Source organism: Chitinophaga fulva (assembly GCF_012927205.1).
In the GTDB taxonomy this organism is placed as follows: Bacteria; Bacteroidota; Bacteroidia; order Chitinophagales; family Chitinophagaceae; genus Chitinophaga; species Chitinophaga fulva.
On the sequence record NZ_JABBGC010000001.1, the window covers coordinates 2,724,663 to 2,748,040 of the forward strand.

Consider the following 23,378-nt stretch of genomic DNA (forward strand, 5'->3'; position numbering starts at 1 on the left):
TAACGTGTTGGAATACAGACTGTTGATTTTATTTTGACGTGTGGTTACTGTTACAGTTAGAACGCAGTTTTTCGCTCAGGTACACGGGAATCTTGCATTTATTTGCGTTTTCATGCATGAAAGTAGCATAAAATTTCTTGAAAAAAAGGCAAATTACAGGAAAATGCGTTTATTTAATGTGAAATGCTGCTAAAACACGCACAATCAATTTGGATTAGATTTTTCTACATTTGTGAACAAGCAAAAAATTCCCCATAGCATGTTGAAAGAAGAGCGCCAGGCGTTTATTATGAAGCAGATCAACCTGCACAACAAAGTTTTGTCAACCGATATCAGCGCCATGCTCAGTATTTCTGAAGATACCGTCCGAAGAGACCTGAAAGAGATGGCTGAAGAAGGCAAGGTGTTGAAAGTACATGGCGGCGCCATCGGCCGCTCCTTCCACTATCCGTTCGATGAAGGAAACTCTGTATATGCACAAGCCGCAAAAAAGCAAATAGCGGAAAAAACGTTGAAACTGCTCAAGAATGATATGGTCATCCTCACAGGTGGAGGTACCACGATGATAGAACTGGCGAAAGCAATCCCGGTCCACCTGCGGGCTACGTTTTTTACCATCAGCCCCCTCGTAGCGCTGCAACTGGTGGAACATCCCAATCTGACCGTTATCACCATCGGTGGCCAGTTATCCCGCAGTTCACATATTCATATAGGCGCCAGCGTTATTAACCAACTGGCGGAGATAAAAGTCGACCTTTGCCTGCTGGGAGCCAACGGCTTCTCCATACAAGACGGCATGACGGAATCGGACTGGGAAGTGGTACAGGTGAAAAGGGCCATGTTAAGGGCTTCCAAGAAAATGGCCATCCTGAGCATCGCGGAAAAACTGAATTCTTCACAACGCATGAAAGTGTGTGACCTGAACCAGATCAACTACCTGATCACGGAACTGGAACCAGACAATCATTTCCTGGACGCTTATCAGCACCTGGACCTGGAATTGTTTTAACCTGCCACGGCCTTGCCGGTCTTATGCTGCCAGGTAACCCGCGCCATTTGCAGGGCGACTGATAACACGATACAAGCCAGTCCCGCGTAGAAAGCATTGTTGAGGTGCTTGTTCTCATGAAATAGAATAAAGGCCAGCACAATGCTGTACACTGGTTCCAGGTTGAAACAGAGATTAACGGTGAAAGGAGAGATCTTTTTCAGCGCATTCATGCTCAGCGTATACATACAAATGGTGCATAACCAAGCCAGTATCAACAGGTACATCAGGTCGGAAAAGCCCGGTATCACAGAACTGACAGGGAAAAAGTGCAGGTAGAAAGGAAGGAAGAGGGAGAGCACTACAAGACCTGTGGACAACTCGTAAAAGGTGATGGTATTGGTATCAAAACGTTTTACCAGCCGTTTGTTATACACGGTAAACAGGGCGGCAAACATCGCGGAAATAATGCCAAGCACAATACCGGTGCGATATTGTGTATCAAAATGAAAAATCAGCAGAATACCGAAAAGCGTCAGCATAGAGAGTAGCATCTCCGCCACGTCAAACCGGCGGCGATTGATCAGCGGATCAAAAACAGCGGTAAAGAGGCTGGTGAGCGAGAAACAGATCACCCCGATAGATACGTTGGAGTATTTGATACTGCCATAAAAGAAAAGCCAGTGAAGCGCTACTACCACACCGGTGGCGCCTATCGGAACAATATCTTTCCAGGGGAGTTTGCGGAAGGTGCCTTGTAAGCGGAACAAAACATACATGGTAACGGCGGTAATGAATAACCGGTACCATACCAGTAATCCTTCGTTAAGGGATATCAGTTTACCTAAAATGCCCGTGAATCCTGCAAGAAATACAGAAAGGTGCAGCTGTAAAAACGCTTTTTTCATACACACTCAATACAAACGCGAATAATCGTCGTTCGCTAATCAAAATTCAGATATTTGGGTATCGCTGTGTAAGATAAATACCCAAATATCCAAATACCCCAATTATCAGATTAATTAATTGGTAACTCTTTTTTTATAGTTGCGGAAAAGGCTCTGCCACTGAATTCTCAGTACGCCCAACACACCTTCTTTCACGATGCCTTTGCTCATTTTGGAATACCCTTCGCGGCGATCTTTGAAAGTGATGGGGACTTCGGCGATGGTAAAGCCCAGTTTCCAGGCGGTAAATTTCATTTCTATCTGGAAGGCATACCCTACGAACTGGATCTGGTCAAGATTAATGGCTTCAAGTACCGTATTGCGGTAGCAAACGAAACCGGCTGTTGGGTCTCTTACCGGCATCCAGGTGATCATACCTACATAGATGGAAGCGCCGTAAGAGAGTACGGCCCTGTCCCATGGCCAGTTTTCCGTTTTTCCGCCTTTTACATAGCGGGAGCCCACTGACACGTCTGCACCGCCTTTGGCGCAGGCATCGTAGAGGCGTACCAGGTCTTTAGGGTTGTGGGAAAAATCGGCATCCATTTCAAAGATATACTGGTAGTTTCTGGCCAGCGCCCATTTGAAACCATGGATGTAGGCGGTCCCCAGCCCCTGTTTACCGGAGCGTTCTTCCAGGAACAGTTGTCCGGGATGTTCGTTTTGCAGCGATTTTACAATATTGCCTGTACCGTCAGGAGAACCATCGTCCACAATCAGGATATGGAAATTCTGCTGTAAGGAAAATACAGCGTCAATGATGTTACGGATATTATCCTTCTCATTGTACGTAGGAATAATGACAAGCTTTTCCAATTCAGCCGATGAAGTTTTGTGTACTGCGAAAATAATTCAATTACGACGCAAGATACCTTGTTCCTGAAAAATATTACAGTTTTTTTAACATCATATTGTGATAGATTTCTGACAGTTTCTGCTTGGTATTGAGCGGGAAGTCAGCCTTCATCATCCAGTCATAGTATTGAGGCTCAGCCTTCAACACTTCTTTCACCGGGCGTCCTTTGTATTTACCGAAGTTGAATACTTCCTGTCCTCCCTGCATCACAATACGGCGGGCAAAGTCGATATATTCTTCTTCTTTGGTGAAATCTGCCAGTCCGTCGATGTCCTGTTGGAGGTTTTCGTAACGGCCCAGTTGTGCTTCCAGTATCTCGTAAGTTGCCAGGGCGTCCGCTTCGGCGCTGTGTGCATTCTCCAGTTGTTTGTCGCAGTAGAATTTATAGGCAGCAGCGAGCGTTCTTTTTTCCATCAGGTGGAAAATGCGCTGTACGTCTACAAAGCGGCGTTTAGACACGTCGAACTCCATACCGGTGCGGAGGAATTCCTCCACCAGCAGGGGGATATCGAAGCGGTTGCTGTTGTAGCCTGCCAGGTCGCAGTTTTCGAGGAACATTTTCAGTTCGTTGGCCGCCTGTTTGAAGGTAGGGGCATCTTTCACGTCTTCGTCCTTGATACCATGGATGGCGGTAGATCCGACCGGAATAGGCATTCCGGGGTTGATGCGTTTTACTTTGGACTGGGTAGTTTTATCAGGAAATACTTTGATAATAGCGATTTCAATGATACGGTCTGTGGCCACATTCGTACCCGTCGTTTCCAGATCAATTACGGCCAATGGCCTTTTGAGGAGCAAAGAAGGCATTATATTTTGAAATTTAGATATTTAGAGATTTTTTGATTTGCGCAAAGGTAGCGTATTATTTGTGTAGCAACTTTTTTAGTGAGGGGAAATCCAGGCCATCGTAGGTTCCGGAGCTCATCAACAGGAGATTGGCCTGATGATAGTCCTGCGCTTCGAGGAAAGCTTCCAGCTGTGTACGGTCACTGAATATGCGGAGGTCGCTGCGCCCGAATTTTTCCCTGATCAGCGCGGGTTCCAGGTCGGGCATGCGTTTGATCTCCAGCGCATGTTTGCTGTAGTATACGGCGGCCACATCGGCGGGGGCCATAGCGCCTTCGTATTGCGACAGGAAGCTGGCATTGAGGCTGCTGTAGGTGTGGAGTTCCAGCACAGCGATCAGCCGGCGGTCGGGAAACTGTTGCCGGGTGGCTTCCATGGTGGCTTTCACTTTGGAAGGGGCATGGGCAAAGTCGCGGTAGATAACGCTGTCTTCACTTTTGGCCACCAGCTCCAACCTTTTGGCTGCGCCTTTGAAGGAGGCAATGGCGGCAAGGAATTCCTCGTCAGACAGTCCCAGCTCGTTACATACCAGTTTGGCGGCGTGCATGTTGAGCAGGTTGTGTTCCCCAAATACGGACAGATCGGCAAACCCTTCGTCGAAAAACACGCGGGTAACACCGTCCCGGATCATGTGGATGGGGGTGGTGTAAGGCACCAGTCGCAGGTGACGGCCTTCGGCGGCCACGAGGCTGTTGAGCTCCGTATCTGAACTATTATAGATCAGCGCGCTGCCGGCCTCCATCTGCCGGATAAAAAGGGCAAACTGTTCTTTATAAATATCGTAAGTAGGAAATACGTTGATATGGTCCCACGCAATGCCGGTCAACACAGCGATCTGTGGGTGCAGGAAGAGGAATTTCGGTCTTTTCTCGATCACGGAGGCCGGGTATTCATCGGCTTCACATACGATCAGTGGTGCGTCGGTAACGTTCACAGACTGGTTAAAACCTTCCAGTTTGGCGCCTACGAGGTAATCGAACCGGCGTTGGTTGTATTGCAATGCATGCATGATCATGGCGGTGGTGGTGGTTTTACCATGACTACCGCCAACGGCTACCCGTGTTTTATTTTTACTTTCCTGGTAGATGTATTCCGGGAAGGAGTAGATGTTGAGTTGCAGTTCACGGGCCCGGACCAGTTCGGGGTTGTCTTCCCGGGCGTGCATGCCGAGGATGACCGCGTCGATGCCGGGTGTAATACGGGCGGGGTCCCAGCCGATATTGTCGGGTAAAATGCCTGCCTGGCGCAGGTTAGACAGTGCCGGTTCAAATATCTCGTCATCACTGCCGGTTACTTCATAACCTTTTTGTTTGAGTGCAATGGCCAGCTGGTGCATCACACTTCCTCCTATTGCGATAAAATGTACCTTCATAACTATTGGGTTATTTAGATATTTGGTTATTTAGTTATTTGATTTACGGATTTTGGAATTTTTTGATTTTGAGATTTGGGGGATAATCAACCAAACTGGTAAACAATTGTTTAGAAAATAGATCCTTTTTACATTCCAAAATCAAAAAATTCCAAAATCCGTAAATCAAATTTTGAAATTTTAAAATATCCAAATAAACAAATGTATTGTTGTTTTTTTTAATGCATTTTTTATATTTGCAAAATAACGTTACAAAAGACGATTAAAAAAGTTGTCGTTATCATAAATCCCTATGAAATTTCGTTTACCAATTAAATTTTCTCCCATGAAATCGTATGTAAGAATTTTGGGCTGCGCCGGTATCGTTTGTATCTTTGCAGTTTTCTTAACGTCCTGCGCAAGCCGCCAGAAATTAGGATGTCCGATGAGAGGGATGGCTAAGGCCCCGGCAGCGACGCATAATAAAATGAGCTAATAACAATGAATTGGAAAACGTTAACCAGTGAGGAACAGCTGCTGGAAATCAACGAGGCGTCAGCACAGCAGCCGATAGTTATATTTAAGCACAGCACGCGGTGTTCTATCAGCTCCATGGCGAAGTCCCGGCTGGAACGTGCGGCAGCTCCGGAAGGGTTAACGTTTTATTACCTGGACCTTCTGGCAAACCGTGACCTGTCCGGTAGTATAGCGCATCAGTACAAGGTACCCCATGAGTCTCCCCAGGTCCTGCTCATCCGTAACGGCGCCTGTATCTATGATGAAAGCCATAACGGCATCAACATGGATGAGATTGCCGATCACCTGAACGGATAATGAACTAGCTTTGTGCTATATATCGTATAGCACCATGAAACATCGTATAGTAGTAGCAGTTACCGGCGCCAGCGGGTCTATCTACGCCAGGCAGTTGCTGAATAAGCTGCATGCCGCGGCCGACCAGCTGGATGAAGTAGCCGTTGTCATGACCGAGAATGCCAAAACCGTTTGGCAGACAGAACTGAAGAATGAAGATTACCGTCAGCTGCCCTTCCGTTTTTATACGCAGCAGGACTTCAACGCTCCTTTTGCTTCCGGCTCCGGAAGATTTAATACCATGATCATCTGCCCCTGTTCCATGGGCACACTGGGACGTATCGCCACCGGCATCTCCAACGACCTGATCACCCGGGCGGCCGATGTGGTACTGAAAGAAAGACGTAAACTGATCTGCGTGGTCAGGGAAACGCCCTATAACCTGATGCATATCCGTAATATGGAGACGGTCGTACTCGCCGGCGGTATTATCTGCCCTGCCACCCCATCGTATTACAGCGTGCCTGCCACCATCGAAGATGTAGCCGCTACAGTGGTAGACCGCATCATCGACCTGGCCGGCGTGGAGCAGCAAACCTTCCGCTGGGGCAGTGACAATAAATAATACATCGGATTAATTATCTTCGTCGTTCATCAATTTACTTTCATCAACATCATGAAGATAGCCATCATCAACGGGCCTAATCTCAACCTGCTGGGCAAGCGGGAACCAGGTATCTACGGCAGCGAGTCTTTCGAGGATTATTTCCAGCAGCTGCAAAAAGCTTTTCCGGCAGTGGAATTCAGCTATTTTCAGCACAATGTGGAAGGAGAGATCATCAATTATCTCCACCAGACCGGCTTTTCCTATGATGGTATCCTGCTTAACGCCGGCGGATATACGCATACATCAGTAGCCATCCGCGATGCCATCGCCGCCATCAAAACACCAGTGATCGAGATCCATATCAGCAATGTATACGCCCGGGAAGAATTCCGGCATACCTCCCTCATCGCACCTAAATGCGTAGGCTCCATCTGCGGCCTGGGCATGAAAGGATACCGCCTGGGGGTGGAATATTTTGTGGCATAATATGATTCCCAGGGCTAAAGCCCTGGGCTAAGATGTTGTTCAATTTCTTTAGAATGAAGGATCCTTTCATGAAGGATCCTTTTTTGTGGCAAGCACTCCGGAAAAAAGTTGTATATGTCGCTGAAAATTAGTTTCTTGCAACCACTCAGAAAATAACTATATAACCAAATATCTAAATAACCAAATAACCAATTGAACTAAGATGTTTATCACAAGTAAATAAAGGGTTCTTCAACGGAAAGATAATTGACTAACATCCTGGCCCAGGGCTTCTGCCTCGGGAATACCTAAGATGATCATCAAGCGTAAATAAAGAAACCCGTATTGAAAGGAATTGAACAACATCTTAACCCAGGGCTTTAGCCCTGGGAACCTCCATAACCTCTATCGCAAAACCATTGCTATGAAAAACACCTTGTTGAGCGGCAAACTGCTCGTTTGCTTTTGCTTCGCTGCCCTTTTATTTTCGGCCTGTAGTAAGAAGGATGATCCGGCGCCTCCTGTTCCGGTGTATAATATGGACACCCTGTACGCCCGTGCCGTAGCTGACGCCACGGTGGCCGACAGCAGCGAAATTTCCAATGCCTTGTGGCCGATCACACCAACGAATACCGACCTGCAATGGAAAACCATTAATGGCCAAAACTATGTGCTGATGGCCACTTTCATGAGATTTCCATCCAGTTACCCGGAAAAGGATTCCATCACCAATACCTGGGGGGAAGCCTGGCTGTTTATCCCCAAACAGATGAAAACCCGTATCGGACAGGACTTTAAACCGGGATCTGATACGATTCTGCGTGTTTGTCAACTGCTTGGCTTACCGCCGGTAAATGCCAAAAGCAACACCCATATCGCTGAGGTGTGGGTGAAGGCAGAACGGTTGTACCGCCCGGCAGGCAATCCGGCCATCAATACCACCACTACCGGTTATACACTGGTCAGCGGTGTATCTGCGGATTATACCACCTGGTTTAACAACTACATCATTTTTGCCTATTACCGCCCGTTGATCACGGCTACGGATTATCATTATCCGTGGACACGTATGGGGTATACTTACGATTGGGCGCCGGGAGCCAGCAAAGTGGGATTGAGCGAGTATGTGGAGCTGCCTTCTTCAGGCATGTGGGTGGAAAAAGTACGCAGGGCTGCGGATTACTTCCGTTGATCGAAAACTTCTAAAAATTAATAGCCCCGGGTTGATGGCCCGGGGCTTTGTTTTTACAGGTATTTAAAGTTCGTTTTCGGCGTGATCTGCAGTAATGTCTGGTAGATCAGCTGAATGGTATTTTCGACGTCGTCACGTTTTACCATTTCCACGGTGGTATGCATATAACGCAGCGGTAAGCTGATCAGCGCCGACGGCGTACCATCATTGGAATAAGCAAAAGCGTCGGTATCTGTACCGGTGGCGCGGCTTACGGCGTGCAGCTGGTACGGGATATCGTTCTTTTTAGCGGTCTTGATGATCAGATCGCGAAGGATATTGTGCACGGCAGGACCGTAGGTAATGCTGGGGCCACCACCACATTTGATTTCCCCTTCGATGTTTTTGTTGATCATCGGGGTAGTGGTGTCGTGGGTAACGTCAGTAATGATGGCGACATCCGGTTTAATACGTTTGGCGATCATTTCAGCACCGCGAAGGCCTACTTCTTCCTGTACGGCATTCACGATATAGAGACCGAAAGGCAGTTCCTGCTTTTTCTCTTTCAGCAGGCGGGCTACTTCCGCGATCATGAAACCGCCGATACGGTTATCGATAGCGCGGCAGATGAAATAGTCATAGTTCAGTTCATCAAAACCATCATTAAAAGTACAAACGCAACCTACATGGATGCCCAGGTCTTCCACTTCTTTGCGGGAACGTGCACCACAATCCAGGAAGATGTTCTCCACTTTGGGTTGTGGCTCTTTACCGTCGCCGCTGCGCAGGCGAGTGTGAATGGCTGGCCAGCCGAATACGGCCTTTACAATGCCTTTTTCTGTATGGATGTTCACTCTCATGGACGGCGCAATCTGTTGGTCGGAGCCACCATTGCGGATCACGTAGATCAATCCTTCCGGAGAGATATAATTGACAAACCAGGAAATTTCATCTGCGTGGGCTTCAATCACCACCTTAAAAGGGGCTTTGGGATTGATGATACCTACTACAGAGCCATAGGCATCTACCTGGTGTTCATCAATATATGGTGTCAGATATTTGAGCCACAGCTTTTGTCCTTCTTTCTCAAAACCGGTGGGAGAGGGATTATTCAGATAGTCTTTAAGGAATGCCAGTGATTCCTTCGTGAGTATGGATTTCTGTTTTTTGGACATAATAGTATAGCTTTTTGAGATCGGACAAATGTAGCAAATTACCCATTATGACAAAGGCTTCTTTACGGGAGCAGGCTGACCAGCATCAGGTGGAGGAGTGCCGACAGTGCCATGAGTCCATCCAGTCCAAAGTAGAAGAGGTAATCGGACGGATTATGGTGTGCTTTCCTTGTCAGCAGGCCGGTAATAACAACCGGCGCCAGCAGGGTGCATATCACCGGAATGGTGGTATAGTGGCCCAGCATGATAGCGCTCAGAGCGGAGAACAGCAGGGTGATATAATAAAGCCTGTTGAGGCTCTTGTAATCGAGATAGGTGATCAGGCTGCGGATACCCTCTTTTTTGTCAGACTCTATATCACGGAAATCAAACAGGATGCAGATGGCATAGATCAGCAGGAAGCGGTGCAGCGTAAACAGCACCAGCGGCCAGGAGAGGCCCTGATCGGCCACAAACGCGGGCAGCAATGTGGTGACGTAAGTCCACACGGCGGTAAGGAACAATGTTTTGCCGATGGCTATCCGGCGCAGCCAGGTGAATGGCTTATAAGGCACTTTTGGAGCAGAGTAGAGAAAGGTGAGGATAGCGCCGCCGCTAAGTACCAGCCAGTGGCTGCGCAACGGCCAGAAATAGAACGCTGCGCCGGCCAGCCCTACGCCACAGAGTATCAGCATGAGATCGCGGTAACGGTCTACCCACTGTAGTCTTTCTGAAGAAGAATAGGAGCCGGGTGTCAGGTACCAGTGAAAGTTATAGCTGCAAATAGTAGAGAAGAAGACGAACAGGTAAAAGGTCGGTTGCGGGTATTGCAGCCCCAGTAGCTGATTGGTTTGCCATATCATCAGCAGGGCGCACAAGGCAATGTATACCGATGTAAAGAGGATGAAATTAAAAATGGACCTGAACATCAATTACGAATTACGGATGACGAATTACGAATTGGGATTACGATTACGCTCCAATCCGTAATTCGTCATTCGTAATTGACTACAAAGGTATGTTACCGTGTTTTTTTCTCGGCATGTTCACCACTTTATTTTCCAGCATTTTGAAGCCCTTGATGAGTTTGGCGCGGGCCTGTTCAGGCATGATGACTTCGTCAATATATCCTTTTTCAGCTGCCAGGTAAGGGTTGGCAAATCGTTCGATATAGTCGGCCACCAGCTCGTTGGTACGCACTTCAGGGTCCGGCGCGGTATCAATTTCTTTTTTGTAGATGATTTCCACAGCCCCCTTAGCCCCCATCACGGCTATTTCAGCCTGAGGGAAAGCATAGTTGAGGTCGGCGCCGATATGTTTGGAGTTCATCACACAATAAGCGCCGCCGTATGCTTTGCGGGTGGTAACGGTGATTTTGGGCACAGTGGCTTCACAGAGCGCGTACAGCAGTTTCGCGCCGTTGGTGATGATACCGTTCCATTCCTGGTCGGTACCGGGGAGGAAGCCAGGCACATCTACCAATACCAGCAGTGGTACGTTGAAGGCGTCGCAGAAACGGGTGAAGCGGGCGCCTTTAACGGAAGCGTGGATATCGAGTACGCCGGCCAGTACAGCAGGCTGGTTGGCCACAATACCGATGCTTCTGCCGCCGATGCGGGCAAAACCAACGATGATGTTGTCTGCAAAGTCCTTGTGTACTTCAAAGAAGCTGTCGGCATCTGTCAGATGAGCGATCACTTCTTTCATATCGTAAGGCTGGTTGGGACTGGCGGGGATAAGCGTGTTCAGGGCTTCCCGCAGCTCGTTGCCTGGTTCGTACGGATATACGGGCGCTGTTTCCTCGCAGTTCTGCGGGATATAACTCAGCAATGTTTTGATATGCTGGATACATTCCACCTCATTGGCGCAGGCGAAATGGGTAACGCCGCTTTTGGTGGCGTGGGTTTGGGCGCCGCCCAGTTCCTCGGAGGTCACTTCTTCATGGGTCACCGTTTTTACCACGTTAGGGCCGGTCACGAACATGTAGGAAGTGTTTTCCACCATCATAATAAAATCGGTGATGGCAGGGGAGTATACCGCTCCACCGGCGCAGGGGCCCATGATAGCGGATATCTGAGGAATAACGCCGGAGGCGCGGGTATTGCGATAGAAGATATCGGCATAGCCGCCGAGGCTTACCACTCCTTCCTGTATACGGGCGCCGCCACTGTCGTTCAGGCCCACTACCGGGGCACCGTTCTGCATGGCGAGGTCCATGATCTTGCATATTTTGCGGGCATGTGGTTCAGAAAGACTGCCGCCATATACCGTGAAATCCTGTGAAAAGACATAAGTCAGCCTGCCATTGATCGTACCATATCCGGTAACAACGCCGTCGCCGGGAAACTGCTCCTGGTCGGCGGTGATGCCGCGGTTACGGTTATGTACCAACATGTCCAGCTCTTCAAAAGAACCTTCGTCCATCAGCAGCTGAAGCCTTTCGCGGGCGGTCAGCTTACCTTTTTTATGCTGGGAAGCGATCCTTACTTCTCCACCACCTAACATGGCCTCTTTAATCTTCGACTGTAATTCCTCGATCTTGTTCATATGCGGAAAATGAGTGATAAATCTGTTCCAAAAAATAAAGGATTCCTTTTAAGGAATCCCTGCGGTTGTAAATGTAATGTTTTTGAAAGACTATCTGTTCCGGCGGAACGGAAATTTTGGCGTGGCGATGGTGTCACTGATATTACCCGAATTGTCCCGCAGAAAAACAACATAGTGTGCGCTATCGCCGGGTGCAGGGTTGTACGCTGCTGCAAAATCAATCTCCCCGAAAGGCATAATTACATCAGCTTTTACGCTGTTGCCCCTGTTTTGCCCGATTTTAGGCATTTTAAAGAATGTCCAGATGGTATCTTTGGTGATGGCTTGTTCGCTGTCTTTGAGCATGCCCACGGCGATGCTGTCTTCAATATCTCCATCTCCGTCTTCTACCCGCATGGTGAGTATAAACTGTTTGGTGTCCGGGGTGATGCTGTCTGGTTGATAGCTTTTAAAGGACAGCAATGGTTTGGAGCCGATCTTATCTTTTTTACAAGCATAGAGCAAACCCACGGCCAGGAGCAAATAGAGAATTTTCTTCATAAAACAAACCTACATTAATTTAGGAAATATACAAATATTCGGCTATCTCTGTCTCTCCAACGAAAAACGTTTTTTTGCCAACATTTGTTACTTGCTGGCTAAATTTATTCTTCTCCCTACCTTTGTGGTCTTTAAAGACCGATATACATGCGCGTAGTTTCGCCCGATTATATATTTTCGCTGAAGCCAGATGAACTGGAAACCGCTGCCCTGGAGCTGTTTAACTATCAGTACCAGGAGAATGCGCTTTACAGGGCTTATACCGATGCCCTGCGGATACAGCCCCGCCAGGTGAGCAGTATCCTGGAGATACCCTACCTGCCCATCCAGTTTTTTAAGTCGCACCAGGTGGTATGCGGACAGTTTGAGCCACAGCTGGTATTTGAAAGCAGTGGCACTACCCAGACGGTCAACAGCCGGCACCTGGTGAAAGATGCTGCCGTCTACACCCGTAGCTTTATGACGGCTTTTGAACAGTTCTACGGACCGGTGACCGACTATGTGGTGGTAGGGTTGCTGCCTTCCTACCTGGAACGGCAACACTCTTCGCTGGTATGTATGGTACAGGAGATGATCGTTCGCAGTGGTCACGAGGAAAGCGGTTTTTACCTGTACGAACATGATAAGCTGCATCAGCAGCTGCAATGGCTGGAAGCACGGGGACAGAAAGTGCTGTTGATCGGCGTTACTTTCGGCCTGCTCGATTTTGCGGAGAAATACACCCTGGAGCTGCAGCATACCATCGTCATGGAAACAGGCGGCATGAAAGGCCGCCGGGAAGAATGGACCCGTGATGAAGTACATGCTTTCCTGAAAGAAAGATTAGGCGTGACCGTAGTACATGCAGAATATGGCATGACTGAACTGCTGTCGCAGGCATATTCCCGCGGACAGGGCTACTTTGAAACCCCTGCCTGGATGAAAGTGCTGCTACGGGATGAGAACGACCCGTTTCAGCTTACAGCCGGCAAAGGTTCCGGCGTGATGAACGTCATTGACCTGGCCAATATCTATTCCTGCGCGTTCATTGCTACGGAAGATATCGGGAAAATTCATGCCGACGGCCGTTTCGAGGTGCTGGGACGCCTCGATAATTCGGCCCTGCGCGGTTGCAGCCTGATGGTGAGTTGATTTTCGAATTTTCGAATTTTGATATTTAGTCCGGCTGTTTATATGGCTGGGCAAAAAAATGGTAACATATATCATTGTTTGACGGTTTTACCGGTAGGAGCTTTGACAGACATAAACTCTTTTTATGATTGTCAACTTCTTCTACCGGCTGATCTTACCGGCAGTCTGTATCATACTGGCCACAGCGGCCTGTAGCCCTTCGTCTTCATCCTCAGGGGAACAAAATAAAAACATTGTCCGCCGTTATTTCGGCGAAGCCTGGAACCAGGGGAAGCTGGAGGCGCTGGACAGCTTGCTGGCGCCGCAGTACATCAATCACACGCCCAGCACGCCTGATCCGCCACGCGGCCCCGGCGGACTAAAACCCATCATTGCCGCTTTCCGGCGGGCTTTCCCTGACCTGCATTTTGAAATAAAAGACCTCATTGCCAACGACAGTATGGTGGTGGCCCGGGTGGTGATGACCGGCACCCAGCAGGACAGCCTGTTCCAGCTGCCGCCTACCGGTAAAAAGGTGGAGGTGAACCAGATCAATATTGAAAAAATCAGTAACGGTCAGATCGTGGAGCATTGGCGGGTGACCGATGAGCTGAGCCTCATGCGGCAGCTGGGTTTTGTGCCCTGATGCAGGAACCCTAAAAAATTGTAACTATGCAGTAATGAATGCTTATTTGCCATGCATCCGTTACTGCTCCATAATTTCAGCCGGCATATCTCCCTGTCGGACGATGAAACAGCCTCACTGCCTGCCTATTTCCGGCACCGGAAACTGCGCAGGAAAGAGCTGTTGCTGGAAGAAGGGGAGGTGTGCCGTTCGGAATATTTTGTGATAAAAGGCGCCCTGCGCCAATATGAAACAGATGAAGAAGGCCGGGAACATGTGATCCAGTTTGCCTTTGAAGACTGGTGGATTTCAGACCCCTACAGTATGCATACCGGTACCCCTTCCATATACCATATTGATGCGCTGGAAGACAGCGAGGTATTACAGCTGGACCTGGACAGCCAGCAGCAGTTGTTTACCGATCTGCCTCAAATGAATATCTACTGGCGTATGATCATGCAGCAGGCGTTTATTGCCCTGCAACGCAGGGTATTGTTTCTGCAAAAGCCACTGGAAGAGCGTTACCAGGAATTCCTGCGCACCTATGCCTGGTTTGAACAGCGTATTCCGCAGCATCAGATAGCCGCCTACCTGGGTACGTCCCGTGAATCGCTGAGCCGGGTGAGGAACACGGTGCTGAAGAAATAACTTATTCCGGGCTGTTGGCAGCTACTTTCAGCAGCGCCGGCAATTTGGACGGGTCGTACATAATATTGGCGAGAGAAGTCATATACGGGAAGGAGTAATGATCCATACCGAATTTATTCAGCAGGTAAACATCCAGTTGTTCGGGAGCAGTATGTCCCTGAATATAATCGCCCACATAGAAGAGAAACCGTTGTCTTTCCTTTTCAAACAGCAGTACCAGCGCCACTTTGTCTTTCAGCTGGCTATGAAGCGGATTGCTGAATATTTTCAGTGCCTGAGCATAATGCGCGGAGGTGAGTGGTTCCGGCGGATTGGGCAGCAGCTGTGTACAGAAATAGTCTACCGCCAGGTCTTCGAAGTAGCTGACGCCGTTATCTTCTCCCGGATCGTTGTGCCAGGTGGCCCATTGCAGGAGGTCTGCCGGGGTACTGTTGCCAGACAGCAGTGCTTCCAGCTGGTGGATAACACCTTCCCGGGTAGGTGTAGCGTCAGTAGCCTGTGTGAGGGCGCCCACTATTTGCTGATAGTAATCTTCGTGCAAGGCCGAGGCAGTCCTCAGTAAGAGGCGGGTAACATCTTCTCCGGACTCTTCCAAGTCGGCTGGTTGTAGGTTTATTTCTCCGTACAGGTCCTGTAGTACTTCCTGTTTAGTTTTAGTTCCGCGCAAGTAAGCCTTCAGCAAAGCAATAAAATAAACAGAGGTTACAGGGGGCATCTTATCTTTCATGGGCCTTTTTTAATCGCGCAATTGCGTTCAGGCCAAAAATAGGATAAATTAGATAACAATTATTTGCCTGCTGTTGAAAACTAAAACATTTAATTTTCCGTAAGCTTTCTACAGGCAAATGGAAAAGTGGCCCGCCCCATAAAACTGGTGCAGTAATTGAGGAGTACTTTTTCACGTTTCACACTATCTTTAACTATACAGTAAGGCTATACGAACCGGCCATGGTACAGACCGGCACAGGCATTTTCCAGCAGATTACCCCTTTTCGGCATAACGGAAGCATGTTACAATTGTTTGGTCCCCTTCAACTTTTTCACTCAGTTTTTAAAAATTCACGAAAAATGGAAAACAAATCAATCAGCAAAAAAGTGCTCTTTTCCGGCTCTCTTGTAGCCAGCGCTATCCTGGGCCTGACTGCCCTGCAAACAAATGCCAACCCGGTTAGTTACACCAATCTGGGCTCCGGCTCCGCTGTCAGAAGTGTACTGACCGGCACCGCCTCTTCTGTTAACACTGTAGAGTTGGCCTGTTCCAAAGACTCCGCTGCCGCCAAATCCAAAGAACACAAATGCTCCCAGGGCAAATGCGCTGAAGGCAAATGTGTGGGTGCTCCCAAAAAAGGCAAAAAAGCTGGCGGCAAACACAAATCCGATACTACCAAATCCGGTCAGTAACCTTTCCCACAGGAAAGGCCGGAACGAAGCAGGACCGGCCTTTCTGTTTTCCTGTCGTAATAAACATATCATCATGGTAGGACTAGGCTTTCGCCGCGAATTTGCGGAAGAAATGATCAGTGGAGAGCTGATCACGCCCGACTTTATTGAGTTTGCGCCGGAGAACTGGATGAATATCGGCGGTTACTGGAAAAAAATGCTGCACCGCGTATTGGAGAAGTATCCGGTGTTATGCCATGGGCTTTCACTGTCACTCGGCAGCCCTGAAGAAGTGGACAAAACCTTTCTCCGCTATGTGAAATCCTTCCTGGAAGAATATAAAGTCCGTATTTATTCCGAGCACCTGAGTTATTCCAAGTGTGACAACGCCCACCTTTACGACCTGTTGCCCATGCCCTTTCGCATGGACGCCGCCCTGCATATGGCTGCACGCATACAACAGGTACAAGACTACCTGCAACGGCCACTGGCCATGGAAATCATTTCCTACTACACACCAGTGGCGCCGGAGATGAGCGAAGCCGACTTTATCAATGAAGTGGTGCAGCGCTCCGGCTGTCAGCTGTTGCTGGATGTGAACAATATTTACGTCAACGCCTTCAATCATCAATATGATGCTAAAGCTTTCATGGCACAGCTGCCGCTGGACAAGGTCGCCTATATCCATATGGCAGGGCATGAGCAGGTATCTCCCGATATGATCCTGGATACGCACGGGCATCCTATCGCTGATCCGGTATATGAGTTGTTTGAATGGACCATCCGGCAGATACGGCCCGTACCGGTATTGCTGGAGCGTGATTTTAATATCCCGCAGATGCAGGACCTCCAGGAAGAACTGACCCGGCTGAAATCTATCTGTCATCAACAATGGAAACATCATGAGCTCGTTGCCTGACAGCCGCCAGTTACAGCAGCGGTTTACAAAACACATTCGTACCGGTGTGCGGACAATCATCCCGGGTGTGGCTCAAGACCGGCTAGCACATTACCGCCACGCCATTTTCCATATGGTAAAAGATACCATGGAAAGCGCCTATCCGGTTACCTGCGCCAATATTCCGGCGCGGAAATGGGACCGTATGGTCAGGGATTTTTTTGCCCATCATGCCTGTACCTCGAACCAGGTATGGAAGCTCCCCCTGGAGTTTTACACTTATGCTGTGGAGAACAACTGGGACGAAGTATATGACATCCCTTATCTGAGCGATCTGCTGGCTTTTGAATGGGCAGAGATCGAAGTGTTTAATATGGAAGATATTGCCCCGGCAGCTTTCACTTCCACCGGCAACTGGCTGGAAACCCCGCTGGTACTGAATCCTGAATACCGGTTGCTTTCTTTCAAATATCCCGTTCACCGGGAAGCCAAACGTGCCCGGCTGTTAAAAGAGCAGGGCGCCTGGTTTGTGTTGCTGCACCGGGAGCCGGTCAATGGCCATGTGCAGTTTACGGGCCTGTCGCCGTGGCTGGCTTTTGTAACAGAGCAGCTGGCAGCCGGTATAACGGTGAAGGATATACTGGAATATGCGCCACAACTGGGTATAACGGTGACGGCTGAACTGGAAAAAGATACCATCGCTTTTTTAGTCGACATGCAACGCCAACAATTTGTGTTGGGCTTTCAACCCTGAAAATCATGCGCGCTTACGCTTCATATGCACGCCGGTTATCGGCGCTCAGAGACATTCCGCTGCTATTGCTCCGGCTGGTGCTGGCCTATGGCTATTATCATCCGGCGCGACTGAAATGGCAGGATATTCATAGTATCGGAGACTGGTTTGGCCAGTTGCATATTCCCATGCCTTATGTCAGCGCCTACGTAGTGGCCATTACGGAATCGGCGGGCGTGGCCCTGCTGACGCTGGGCCTTTGGGTGCGGTATATCACCTTACCACTGATGTTCAGTATGGTGATAGCTATTATCACCGTGCACTGGGCCAACGGCTTTGAAGCCGGCGATAATGGCTTCGAAATTCCCCTCTATTATATCCTCATGTTGTTTACCCTGCTGGTGTATGGCAGTGGCAGAATAGGGCTGGACACGTTCCTGGAACGCGCCCGCTAATCCAGCAGGTGCAATGCAAAACCGCTTTTACCTGTAGCAAAATGAGATTGCAGTACTTCCTGCTCATCATAATCCTGTTTGCCCATCCGGTAACGGATAGGAGCGGTGTCGGGGATGCTGACGAGCCGCTGTTCCAGGTCCTGCAGAATAGTGGCGAACCGTTCTTCTGATACGTTATTGGCGCTGTTAACCACAAACGGTGGCAGCGATGCTGCGCCTGCATACCAGAATACACCGTGATGTACAGGGAACATGAGGTCAATGATGTCGCCATGGATACCGTGAGGGCCCAGGGGCTCTGCGGAAGCGCCGGTGGTGATCATCAACATCACTTTTTTGCCTTTGAGGGTGCCGTTACCATAGCGCCCGCCGGTGCCGTAACCAAAGCCGTTGGTAAAAGTACGGTCTATCCAGCCTTTGAGGATAGCCGGCATGCCGAACCACCACAGGGGAAATTGCAATAAGATCACATCGGCCCATTTTATCTTTTCCTGTTCGGCAGCAATGTCCGGCGATTGCTGGTTTTCCAGGAAGGCTTTTTTGGAGATGGTGTTGTAGATAAGCCGTTCGTCGGCAGGCAGTGCCGGGAAGTCTTGCCGGCCTGCAGCTGCTTCCCATTGCTGACGGTAAAGGTCTGTCTCCACTACTTCATGACCATGGCGTTGTAATATCGCTACAGCAGCGTTTTTCAGGGAGGCGTTGAGAGAGCGGGGCTCGGGGTGCGCGAGTACAATCAATACTTTCATTTGTTTATGTTTTGTTGTTAGGTTAATTTTGATGACGTAAAATTGTACAATTTGATCGGTTGTTTTATTGTACTATTTTTCTCTTTTTCTGTAACAAATCGACGATACCATGGCAAAGGAGAACATTCATCAACCCTTTGAGATTGTGGAGATCATAACAGACAGTTGCCCGCAGGTAGAGCACGGGCACAACTTTTTTGAGCTGGTGTACATTGTGGAGGGCAGCGGACAGCAGTTTATCAACAACAATCAATTTGCTTACCGCAAAGGGTATTTGTTCCTGGTGACGCCGGAAGACAAACATCTGTTGGAAGTGGAAGAAAAGACCCACTTTTTCTTTCTGCGGTTTAATAAAATATACCTGCAAAACCAGGATACGGCGTTGTTGTATACGCAGGAATGGACGCGCCGGATGGAATTTATTCTCGAGCATGCCAGTCACCGGCCTGGCTGTATCGTGTACCACGAGCCGGACAAGCAGCTGTTGCCAGCACTGGTGGCCGGGCTGATACAGGAGCAGGCAGGCAAACCGTTATACCACAACGAAGTGGTGCGGCAGCTGGTCAATACCCTGATCACGGTGGTGGCCCGTAACATAGCCATGAAGCTGCCGGCGCAGATAGGCGATCATACGGCGACGCCTGTACTGGATATCATTGGTTATATACAGGAGCATATCTATTCACCGCAGGCTTTAAGGGCGGCGGTCATCGCCAAACATTTCCATATTTCGCTGAGTTATCTGGGGCGTTATTTCAAGAAACATACGGGGGAAAATCTGCAGGACTACATTATGCATTATAAGTTGAAGCTGGTGGAAACCCGTTTAAAACACAGCGATCGTCGTATCAACGAGATTGCCGCAGAGCTGAACTTCACTGATGAAAGCCATCTTACACGATTGTTCAGGAAACACCGGGGGATTAATCCTTCTGCTTTCCGCAGACAATTTATGCTTAGCTGATCAGCTGGCTATGGGGAAGGAGTAATTGCCGAGACTACAATCATGAAATTGTTGCATGATCTCTAGTCCTTCTTCATAGGTGTCAGGCTTGATAACGAAGGCTTCTGCCCCCAGGTTGATACATTGCTGTTTCTGTATTTCATTCAAAAACGTGGAGTAAATGATGACCCGGATACGATGGTAGCGCGGGTGTTGTTTGAGCAGCTCCAGTGTTTGCGTGCCCGTAAGACGAGGCATGTTCAGATCGAGGATGATCAGGGCAGGGAGGGGCTTTTCAAGCAATGTGTCCAGGTATTCCAGGGCTGTTACCCCGTCCTGAACGAAATGGATGTGTTCCGTAAAAGCAAGCTCCTTACACATCATTTCCATGATAAATACATCTTCGGGGTCATCATCGGCTATGAGAATCTGCGGATACGTCTGCATGTCAGGATAAAGGTTTGTTAAAATTTTAACTGCAAAGCGAATGCCTCTTCTGTGAACCGGTGTTTATAGGGAATTAGCCGGTGTGTTTGTCCGTGCCCCGCAACAAAATGAGGAAGAATGTCAGCGACCTCAGGGTGCAATCAGGGTGTCTTTACGGGTACCCAGCCACCACAGCGCCTGGAGTATCATCTGGTTTTGAGCAGGACTGCTGAACGTATGTGACAACGTTTGTTGGGTACCGTGTTCATAGTCTATATCGTTATGTCCCATATTGAAGTACACCATTCTGTATTTGCGGTTGGTCCATACAACCGGATAATCCCCGTTATGCCATATCTCATTGGGTTTGGGACCGGTGCCCAGCGGGAAGCTGCTGCTGTCTATGGAGGCCAGTACCGTGATGTCCCGGTTTTTCCGGAGAGGGCCGCTCCAGCGGTACCATTCGTTAGGGGCCGTGCGGAACCGGTCCGGCAGGCCGCGGGTGACAGCGTGCTGGCGGTTTTCCACATGCAGTACTGCAGCGGTGGGCCGCCAGGTGTTGCTGACGTAGGAACCTGAGCCGAGGAAAGTGTGGTGGTACCAGTCCCAGTTTTGTGGTACGGCAGAAGGTGTTAGTGCAAAGGCTGCGAAATGGAAGCCTATCCAGGCGCCGCCGTTTTCCATGTAACGCTGAAAAGCCTTCCGCTGTGCGGGGCCTTCAGGCCTGGTGTCCAGAAACACCACCACCTGGTAACGGGAGAGGAACCGGTTGTTCAGGTGCTGCCAGTTGCTGGTGGTATCATACGTGAAATGATAACGGGCAGCCATTTGCGGAAACCATTGGTTGGCTTCCCTGACAAAGCTGATATGCGCCGCATCTTCGGCCGCTGTGAAAAAGGCGATGACCCTGAAGGCTGGTTGTTGCGCCTGACCACAGCGGTAGCACAACAACAGCCCAAGTAACAGATAGCTGGTGGCGTGGAATTTCATGTATACAAAATACAACGCTATCGTAAATATTTTTGCAATATTACCAGGGTATCTCCTGCCATTGATGGGTAAAGAACCGGTTGGTGGGAACATCTTCCAGTGCGGCCTGCACAATAATCTTTGCACCTTCCGGTATTTCAAGAAAGGCGGCGGCAGTGCCCATATCAGTTTTTACCCAGCCCGGACTGATAGTATAGGCGCGAACGTTAGTATCACGCAGGGCTTCCTGTAAATAAACAGTCAGCAGGTTAACCATCGTTTTAGAGCTGTTGTAGGCGAATTTTTTAACATGATAAACAGGAGACGTGGCATCCGCCTGTAGTTGAATGCTGCCTAACTCGCTGCTCAGGTTGATGATACGGCCGGCTGTACTTTTCTGCAGCAGCGGCAGCAACGCTTGCGTGAGTTGCAATGTGCCCCATACGTTTACATCAAAGACCGCTTTTATGTCTTCGATGTTTGTTTGCATAATGGTATTGCTCATTCGCACAGCAGGTAAAGGCGCGGTTCCTGCATGTGTAATAGCGGCGTTATTGATCAGGATATCGAGGTGGCCGTACTGTTGTTCTATCTGATCAGCAACGGCTGAAATCTGTTCCGGACGGCTGATGTCCAGCGGCAGGAAGCTGATATGCGGAGATACTTCCCGGAGTTGCTGCACGGCTGTTTGGCCTTTGACGGCGTCGCGGCAGGTGAGGACAACCTGTACATCTTTTTCGAGCAACTGGCGTGCGGTTTCCAGTCCGAGGCCACGGTTGGCGCCGGTGATAAGTGCTGTTAATACTGACATGATGAAAGAATTTTGTTATCGCAAAATTCATTAGATATCAGCCTGTATTAATTGTCCCGGGGCAATTAATGCCAGCTCAACTTTGCATACGGCGACGCATTCTGCTGAGCGAAGATGGGGTGACGCCGATAAACGAGGCGAGGTATTTAAGCGGTACCCGTTGCATGAAAGTGGCGCGGCCCAGCAGCCGGTTGTATCTTTCCTGGGGGCTGTCGAGCAGCAGGGACGTGGCCCTGCACATGGTACCTACCAGTACTTCTTCCATCAGTTTACGGCCAAATGCCTCAAATCCGGGAATAGTGCGGTAAAGTACCTGTAGCTCATTATAGGTGATACTGGCCATGACCGAATTTTCCAGCGCCTGTAAATAATAACGGCTGGGCTGTCGGGTGAGGAAACTGGCCGGTTCCATGACAAGGGTGTCTTCGAATACAAGCCAGGTCGTGGTTTCATTCCCGGTATCGTCCACGGCATAAAGCCTGAAGAGCCCTTTTATGGCTACTGAAAGTGTATCGCAAAGCTGGCCTCTTCTCAGGATGATAGTGTTGGCGGCCACTTCCCGGAATGTGAAATGCCGGAGCACGGCTTCAAGGTCTTTGTCAGACAGGTCACAGTAATAAGTGATAAAGTCTGTCAGTATCTTTCGTTGGTCCATCGTTGTGAAAATTAAGCATTTTCAGACTGGCACTACCTTTGTCTTTATCTAGATAAAATCACGCGATCATGAAAAAGCTATCATTTCTTGCTTTGTTGATTATCAGTGTTTTAGCGTTTGATAGGCCATTGCAGGCCCAGGTAAGACTGAATGTCAATGTGAATATTGGCAACCAGCCGGTGTGGGGCCCGGTAGGGTATGATTATGCGCAATATTATTATTTCCCGGACATCGATGTGTATTACGATATTCCCCGTGGGCAATATGTTTATTTAAACGGCAACAGCTGGCGGTTTGCGCCTACTTTGCCAAACAGGTATCATTTTGACGTTTACCGGGGTTATAAGGTAGTGGTGAATGAGCCTCAGCCGTGGCTGCATCCGGACGTATACCGTGGCCGTTATGCCCGTTATAAAGGCCCGGGCTGGTATGGCAAGCAGGATATCATCCGTGACAGCAGGGACAGTAAATATTATGTGGTGAAGGGGCATCCCATGTATGGTAAATGGAATAACGGCAATGGCCGTGGAAGAGAAAATGACAATGACCAGGGACGCGGCAATGGTAACGGAAACGGTAATGGCAACAGAGGCCGTGGTAACGGTCACGGACATGGCCACGACCACGACTAAATAGACAAATAATCAAATAAATAATTATAACGGATCCATCGTGAGAATTGGATAAATGGCCG

Annotated in this window: 28 protein-coding genes; 14 read left to right on the forward strand and 14 right to left on the reverse strand. The window is 49.0% G+C overall.

The window, feature by feature from the left end; all coding sequences use genetic code 11:
• Positions 1 to 259 precede the first annotated feature (259 nt).
• Positions 260 to 1,009, forward strand: a complete 750-nt coding sequence (locus HHL17_RS11275) for a DeoR/GlpR family DNA-binding transcription regulator (RefSeq protein WP_169224815.1) — start codon at positions 260 to 262, stop codon at positions 1,007 to 1,009.
• Here the strand turns inward: HHL17_RS11275 and HHL17_RS11280 are convergent.
• The 4 genes from HHL17_RS11280 to HHL17_RS11295 form a co-directional block, all read right to left on the reverse strand.
• Positions 1,006 to 1,896, reverse strand: a complete 891-nt coding sequence (locus HHL17_RS11280; RefSeq protein ID WP_169224816.1) for a DMT family transporter — start codon at positions 1,894 to 1,896, stop codon at positions 1,006 to 1,008. The two genes, HHL17_RS11275 and HHL17_RS11280, sit on opposite strands and share 4 nt — an antisense overlap.
• A gap of 114 nt (positions 1,897 to 2,010) precedes the next feature.
• Positions 2,011 to 2,751 (reverse strand): polyprenol monophosphomannose synthase, encoded by a 741-nt coding sequence (locus tag HHL17_RS11285; RefSeq protein WP_169224817.1) that lies wholly within the window; start codon positions 2,749 to 2,751, stop codon positions 2,011 to 2,013.
• A gap of 73 nt (positions 2,752 to 2,824) precedes the next feature.
• Positions 2,825 to 3,598 carry a 3'-5' exonuclease gene (locus tag HHL17_RS11290; protein WP_169224818.1) on the reverse strand — a complete coding sequence of 258 codons (774 nt, stop codon included), beginning with the start codon at positions 3,596 to 3,598 and terminating at the stop codon, positions 2,825 to 2,827.
• Between the two features lie 55 nt (positions 3,599 to 3,653).
• Positions 3,654 to 5,009, reverse strand: coding sequence for a UDP-N-acetylmuramate--L-alanine ligase (locus HHL17_RS11295; protein WP_169224819.1), 1,356 nt, complete (start codon positions 5,007 to 5,009; stop codon positions 3,654 to 3,656).
• A 480-nt stretch (positions 5,010 to 5,489) separates the two neighbouring features.
• On the opposite strand from HHL17_RS11295, the gene ytxJ reads away from it, so the two are divergent.
• The 4 genes from ytxJ (at position 5,490) to HHL17_RS11315 (ending at position 8,065) form a co-directional block, all read left to right on the forward strand.
• Positions 5,490 to 5,822 (forward strand): bacillithiol system redox-active protein YtxJ, encoded by a 333-nt coding sequence (gene ytxJ, locus HHL17_RS11300; RefSeq protein WP_169224820.1) that lies wholly within the window; start codon positions 5,490 to 5,492, stop codon positions 5,820 to 5,822.
• 34 nt (positions 5,823 to 5,856) lie between these two features.
• Positions 5,857 to 6,426 carry a UbiX family flavin prenyltransferase gene (locus HHL17_RS11305; RefSeq protein ID WP_169224821.1) on the forward strand — a complete coding sequence of 190 codons (570 nt, stop codon included), beginning with the start codon at positions 5,857 to 5,859 and terminating at the stop codon, positions 6,424 to 6,426.
• Positions 6,427 to 6,477: 51 nt separating this feature from the next.
• On the forward strand, positions 6,478 to 6,894 hold the full coding sequence (gene aroQ / locus HHL17_RS11310) for a type II 3-dehydroquinate dehydratase (RefSeq protein ID WP_169224822.1): 417 nt from the start codon (positions 6,478 to 6,480) through the stop codon (positions 6,892 to 6,894).
• A gap of 403 nt (positions 6,895 to 7,297) precedes the next feature.
• On the forward strand, positions 7,298 to 8,065 hold the full coding sequence (locus HHL17_RS11315) for a hypothetical protein (protein ID WP_169224823.1): 768 nt from the start codon (positions 7,298 to 7,300) through the stop codon (positions 8,063 to 8,065).
• A 53-nt stretch (positions 8,066 to 8,118) separates the two neighbouring features.
• Here the strand turns inward: HHL17_RS11315 and HHL17_RS11320 are convergent, their stop codons facing one another.
• From HHL17_RS11320 to HHL17_RS11335, 4 genes are all read right to left on the reverse strand, one after another.
• The gene (locus HHL17_RS11320; RefSeq protein ID WP_169224824.1) at positions 8,119 to 9,219 is read right to left on the reverse strand and encodes a M42 family metallopeptidase; all 1,101 of its coding nucleotides are present in this window, start codon (positions 9,217 to 9,219) and stop codon (positions 8,119 to 8,121) included.
• Positions 9,220 to 9,281: 62 nt separating this feature from the next.
• Positions 9,282 to 10,127 (reverse strand): UbiA family prenyltransferase, encoded by an 846-nt coding sequence (locus HHL17_RS11325; protein ID WP_169224825.1) that lies wholly within the window; start codon positions 10,125 to 10,127, stop codon positions 9,282 to 9,284.
• A 79-nt stretch (positions 10,128 to 10,206) separates the two neighbouring features.
• Positions 10,207 to 11,745, reverse strand: coding sequence for an acyl-CoA carboxylase subunit beta (locus tag HHL17_RS11330; RefSeq protein WP_169224826.1), 1,539 nt, complete (start codon positions 11,743 to 11,745; stop codon positions 10,207 to 10,209).
• Between the two features lie 90 nt (positions 11,746 to 11,835).
• Positions 11,836 to 12,285 (reverse strand): hypothetical protein, encoded by a 450-nt coding sequence (locus HHL17_RS11335; protein ID WP_169224827.1) that lies wholly within the window; start codon positions 12,283 to 12,285, stop codon positions 11,836 to 11,838.
• Positions 12,286 to 12,432: 147 nt separating this feature from the next.
• Between HHL17_RS11335 and HHL17_RS11340 the strand changes: the two genes are divergently transcribed.
• The 3 genes from HHL17_RS11340 (at position 12,433) to HHL17_RS11350 (ending at position 14,668) form a co-directional block, all read left to right on the forward strand.
• On the forward strand, positions 12,433 to 13,416 hold the full coding sequence (locus tag HHL17_RS11340) for a LuxE/PaaK family acyltransferase (RefSeq protein WP_169224828.1): 984 nt from the start codon (positions 12,433 to 12,435) through the stop codon (positions 13,414 to 13,416).
• A gap of 124 nt (positions 13,417 to 13,540) precedes the next feature.
• The gene (locus HHL17_RS11345) at positions 13,541 to 14,041 is read left to right on the forward strand and encodes an ester cyclase (RefSeq protein WP_169224829.1); all 501 of its coding nucleotides are present in this window, start codon (positions 13,541 to 13,543) and stop codon (positions 14,039 to 14,041) included.
• 51 nt (positions 14,042 to 14,092) lie between these two features.
• Complete coding sequence (locus HHL17_RS11350) at positions 14,093 to 14,668, forward strand: Crp/Fnr family transcriptional regulator (protein ID WP_169224830.1); 576 nt, start codon at positions 14,093 to 14,095, stop codon at positions 14,666 to 14,668.
• A 1-nt stretch (position 14,669) separates the two neighbouring features.
• Here HHL17_RS11350 and HHL17_RS11355 read toward each other — a convergent pair whose 3' ends face one another.
• Positions 14,670 to 15,395 carry a hypothetical protein gene (locus HHL17_RS11355; RefSeq protein WP_169224831.1) on the reverse strand — a complete coding sequence of 242 codons (726 nt, stop codon included), beginning with the start codon at positions 15,393 to 15,395 and terminating at the stop codon, positions 14,670 to 14,672.
• 341 nt (positions 15,396 to 15,736) lie between these two features.
• Between HHL17_RS11355 and HHL17_RS11360 the strand changes: the two genes are divergently transcribed.
• The 4 genes from HHL17_RS11360 to HHL17_RS11375 all read left to right on the forward strand — a co-directional run bounded on the left by HHL17_RS11360 (position 15,737) and on the right by HHL17_RS11375 (position 18,134).
• Positions 15,737 to 16,069, forward strand: a complete 333-nt coding sequence (locus HHL17_RS11360; RefSeq protein WP_169224832.1) for a hypothetical protein — start codon at positions 15,737 to 15,739, stop codon at positions 16,067 to 16,069.
• 73 nt (positions 16,070 to 16,142) lie between these two features.
• Entirely contained in the window at positions 16,143 to 16,967 is an 825-nt protein-coding gene (locus HHL17_RS11365) for an HvfB family MNIO-type RiPP peptide maturase (RefSeq protein ID WP_169224833.1), read from the forward strand.
• Positions 16,951 to 17,700, forward strand: coding sequence for an HvfC/BufC N-terminal domain-containing protein (locus HHL17_RS11370; protein WP_169224834.1), 750 nt, complete (start codon positions 16,951 to 16,953; stop codon positions 17,698 to 17,700). Before HHL17_RS11365 ends, HHL17_RS11370 begins: the two co-directional genes overlap by 17 nt.
• A gap of 5 nt (positions 17,701 to 17,705) precedes the next feature.
• Positions 17,706 to 18,134, forward strand: a complete 429-nt coding sequence (locus HHL17_RS11375; RefSeq protein WP_169224835.1) for an HvfX family Cu-binding RiPP maturation protein — start codon at positions 17,706 to 17,708, stop codon at positions 18,132 to 18,134.
• Here HHL17_RS11375 and HHL17_RS11380 read toward each other — a convergent pair.
• Positions 18,131 to 18,880 carry an NAD(P)H-dependent oxidoreductase gene (locus HHL17_RS11380; RefSeq protein ID WP_169224836.1) on the reverse strand — a complete coding sequence of 250 codons (750 nt, stop codon included), beginning with the start codon at positions 18,878 to 18,880 and terminating at the stop codon, positions 18,131 to 18,133. The two genes, HHL17_RS11375 and HHL17_RS11380, sit on opposite strands and share 4 nt — an antisense overlap.
• A 109-nt stretch (positions 18,881 to 18,989) precedes the next feature.
• On the opposite strand from HHL17_RS11380, the gene HHL17_RS11385 reads away from it, so the two are divergent.
• Positions 18,990 to 19,844, forward strand: coding sequence for an AraC family transcriptional regulator (locus HHL17_RS11385; protein ID WP_169224837.1), 855 nt, complete (start codon positions 18,990 to 18,992; stop codon positions 19,842 to 19,844).
• Here HHL17_RS11385 and HHL17_RS11390 read toward each other — a convergent pair whose 3' ends face one another.
• From HHL17_RS11390 to HHL17_RS11405, 4 genes are all read right to left on the reverse strand, one after another.
• Entirely contained in the window at positions 19,845 to 20,270 is a 426-nt protein-coding gene (locus HHL17_RS11390; protein ID WP_169224838.1) for a response regulator, read from the reverse strand. It abuts the gene before it with no gap.
• A gap of 129 nt (positions 20,271 to 20,399) precedes the next feature.
• Positions 20,400 to 21,239 carry a ThuA domain-containing protein gene (locus tag HHL17_RS11395; RefSeq protein WP_169224839.1) on the reverse strand — a complete coding sequence of 280 codons (840 nt, stop codon included), beginning with the start codon at positions 21,237 to 21,239 and terminating at the stop codon, positions 20,400 to 20,402.
• A 40-nt stretch (positions 21,240 to 21,279) separates the two neighbouring features.
• Entirely contained in the window at positions 21,280 to 22,029 is a 750-nt protein-coding gene (locus HHL17_RS11400; RefSeq protein WP_169224840.1) for an SDR family NAD(P)-dependent oxidoreductase, read from the reverse strand.
• Between the two features lie 76 nt (positions 22,030 to 22,105).
• Entirely contained in the window at positions 22,106 to 22,684 is a 579-nt protein-coding gene (locus HHL17_RS11405; protein ID WP_169224841.1) for a Crp/Fnr family transcriptional regulator, read from the reverse strand.
• 68 nt (positions 22,685 to 22,752) lie between these two features.
• Here HHL17_RS11405 and HHL17_RS11410 point away from each other — a divergent pair, with 68 nt between their 5' ends.
• Complete coding sequence (locus tag HHL17_RS11410) at positions 22,753 to 23,316, forward strand: hypothetical protein (protein ID WP_169224842.1); 564 nt, start codon at positions 22,753 to 22,755, stop codon at positions 23,314 to 23,316.
• Positions 23,317 to 23,378 lie beyond the last annotated feature (62 nt).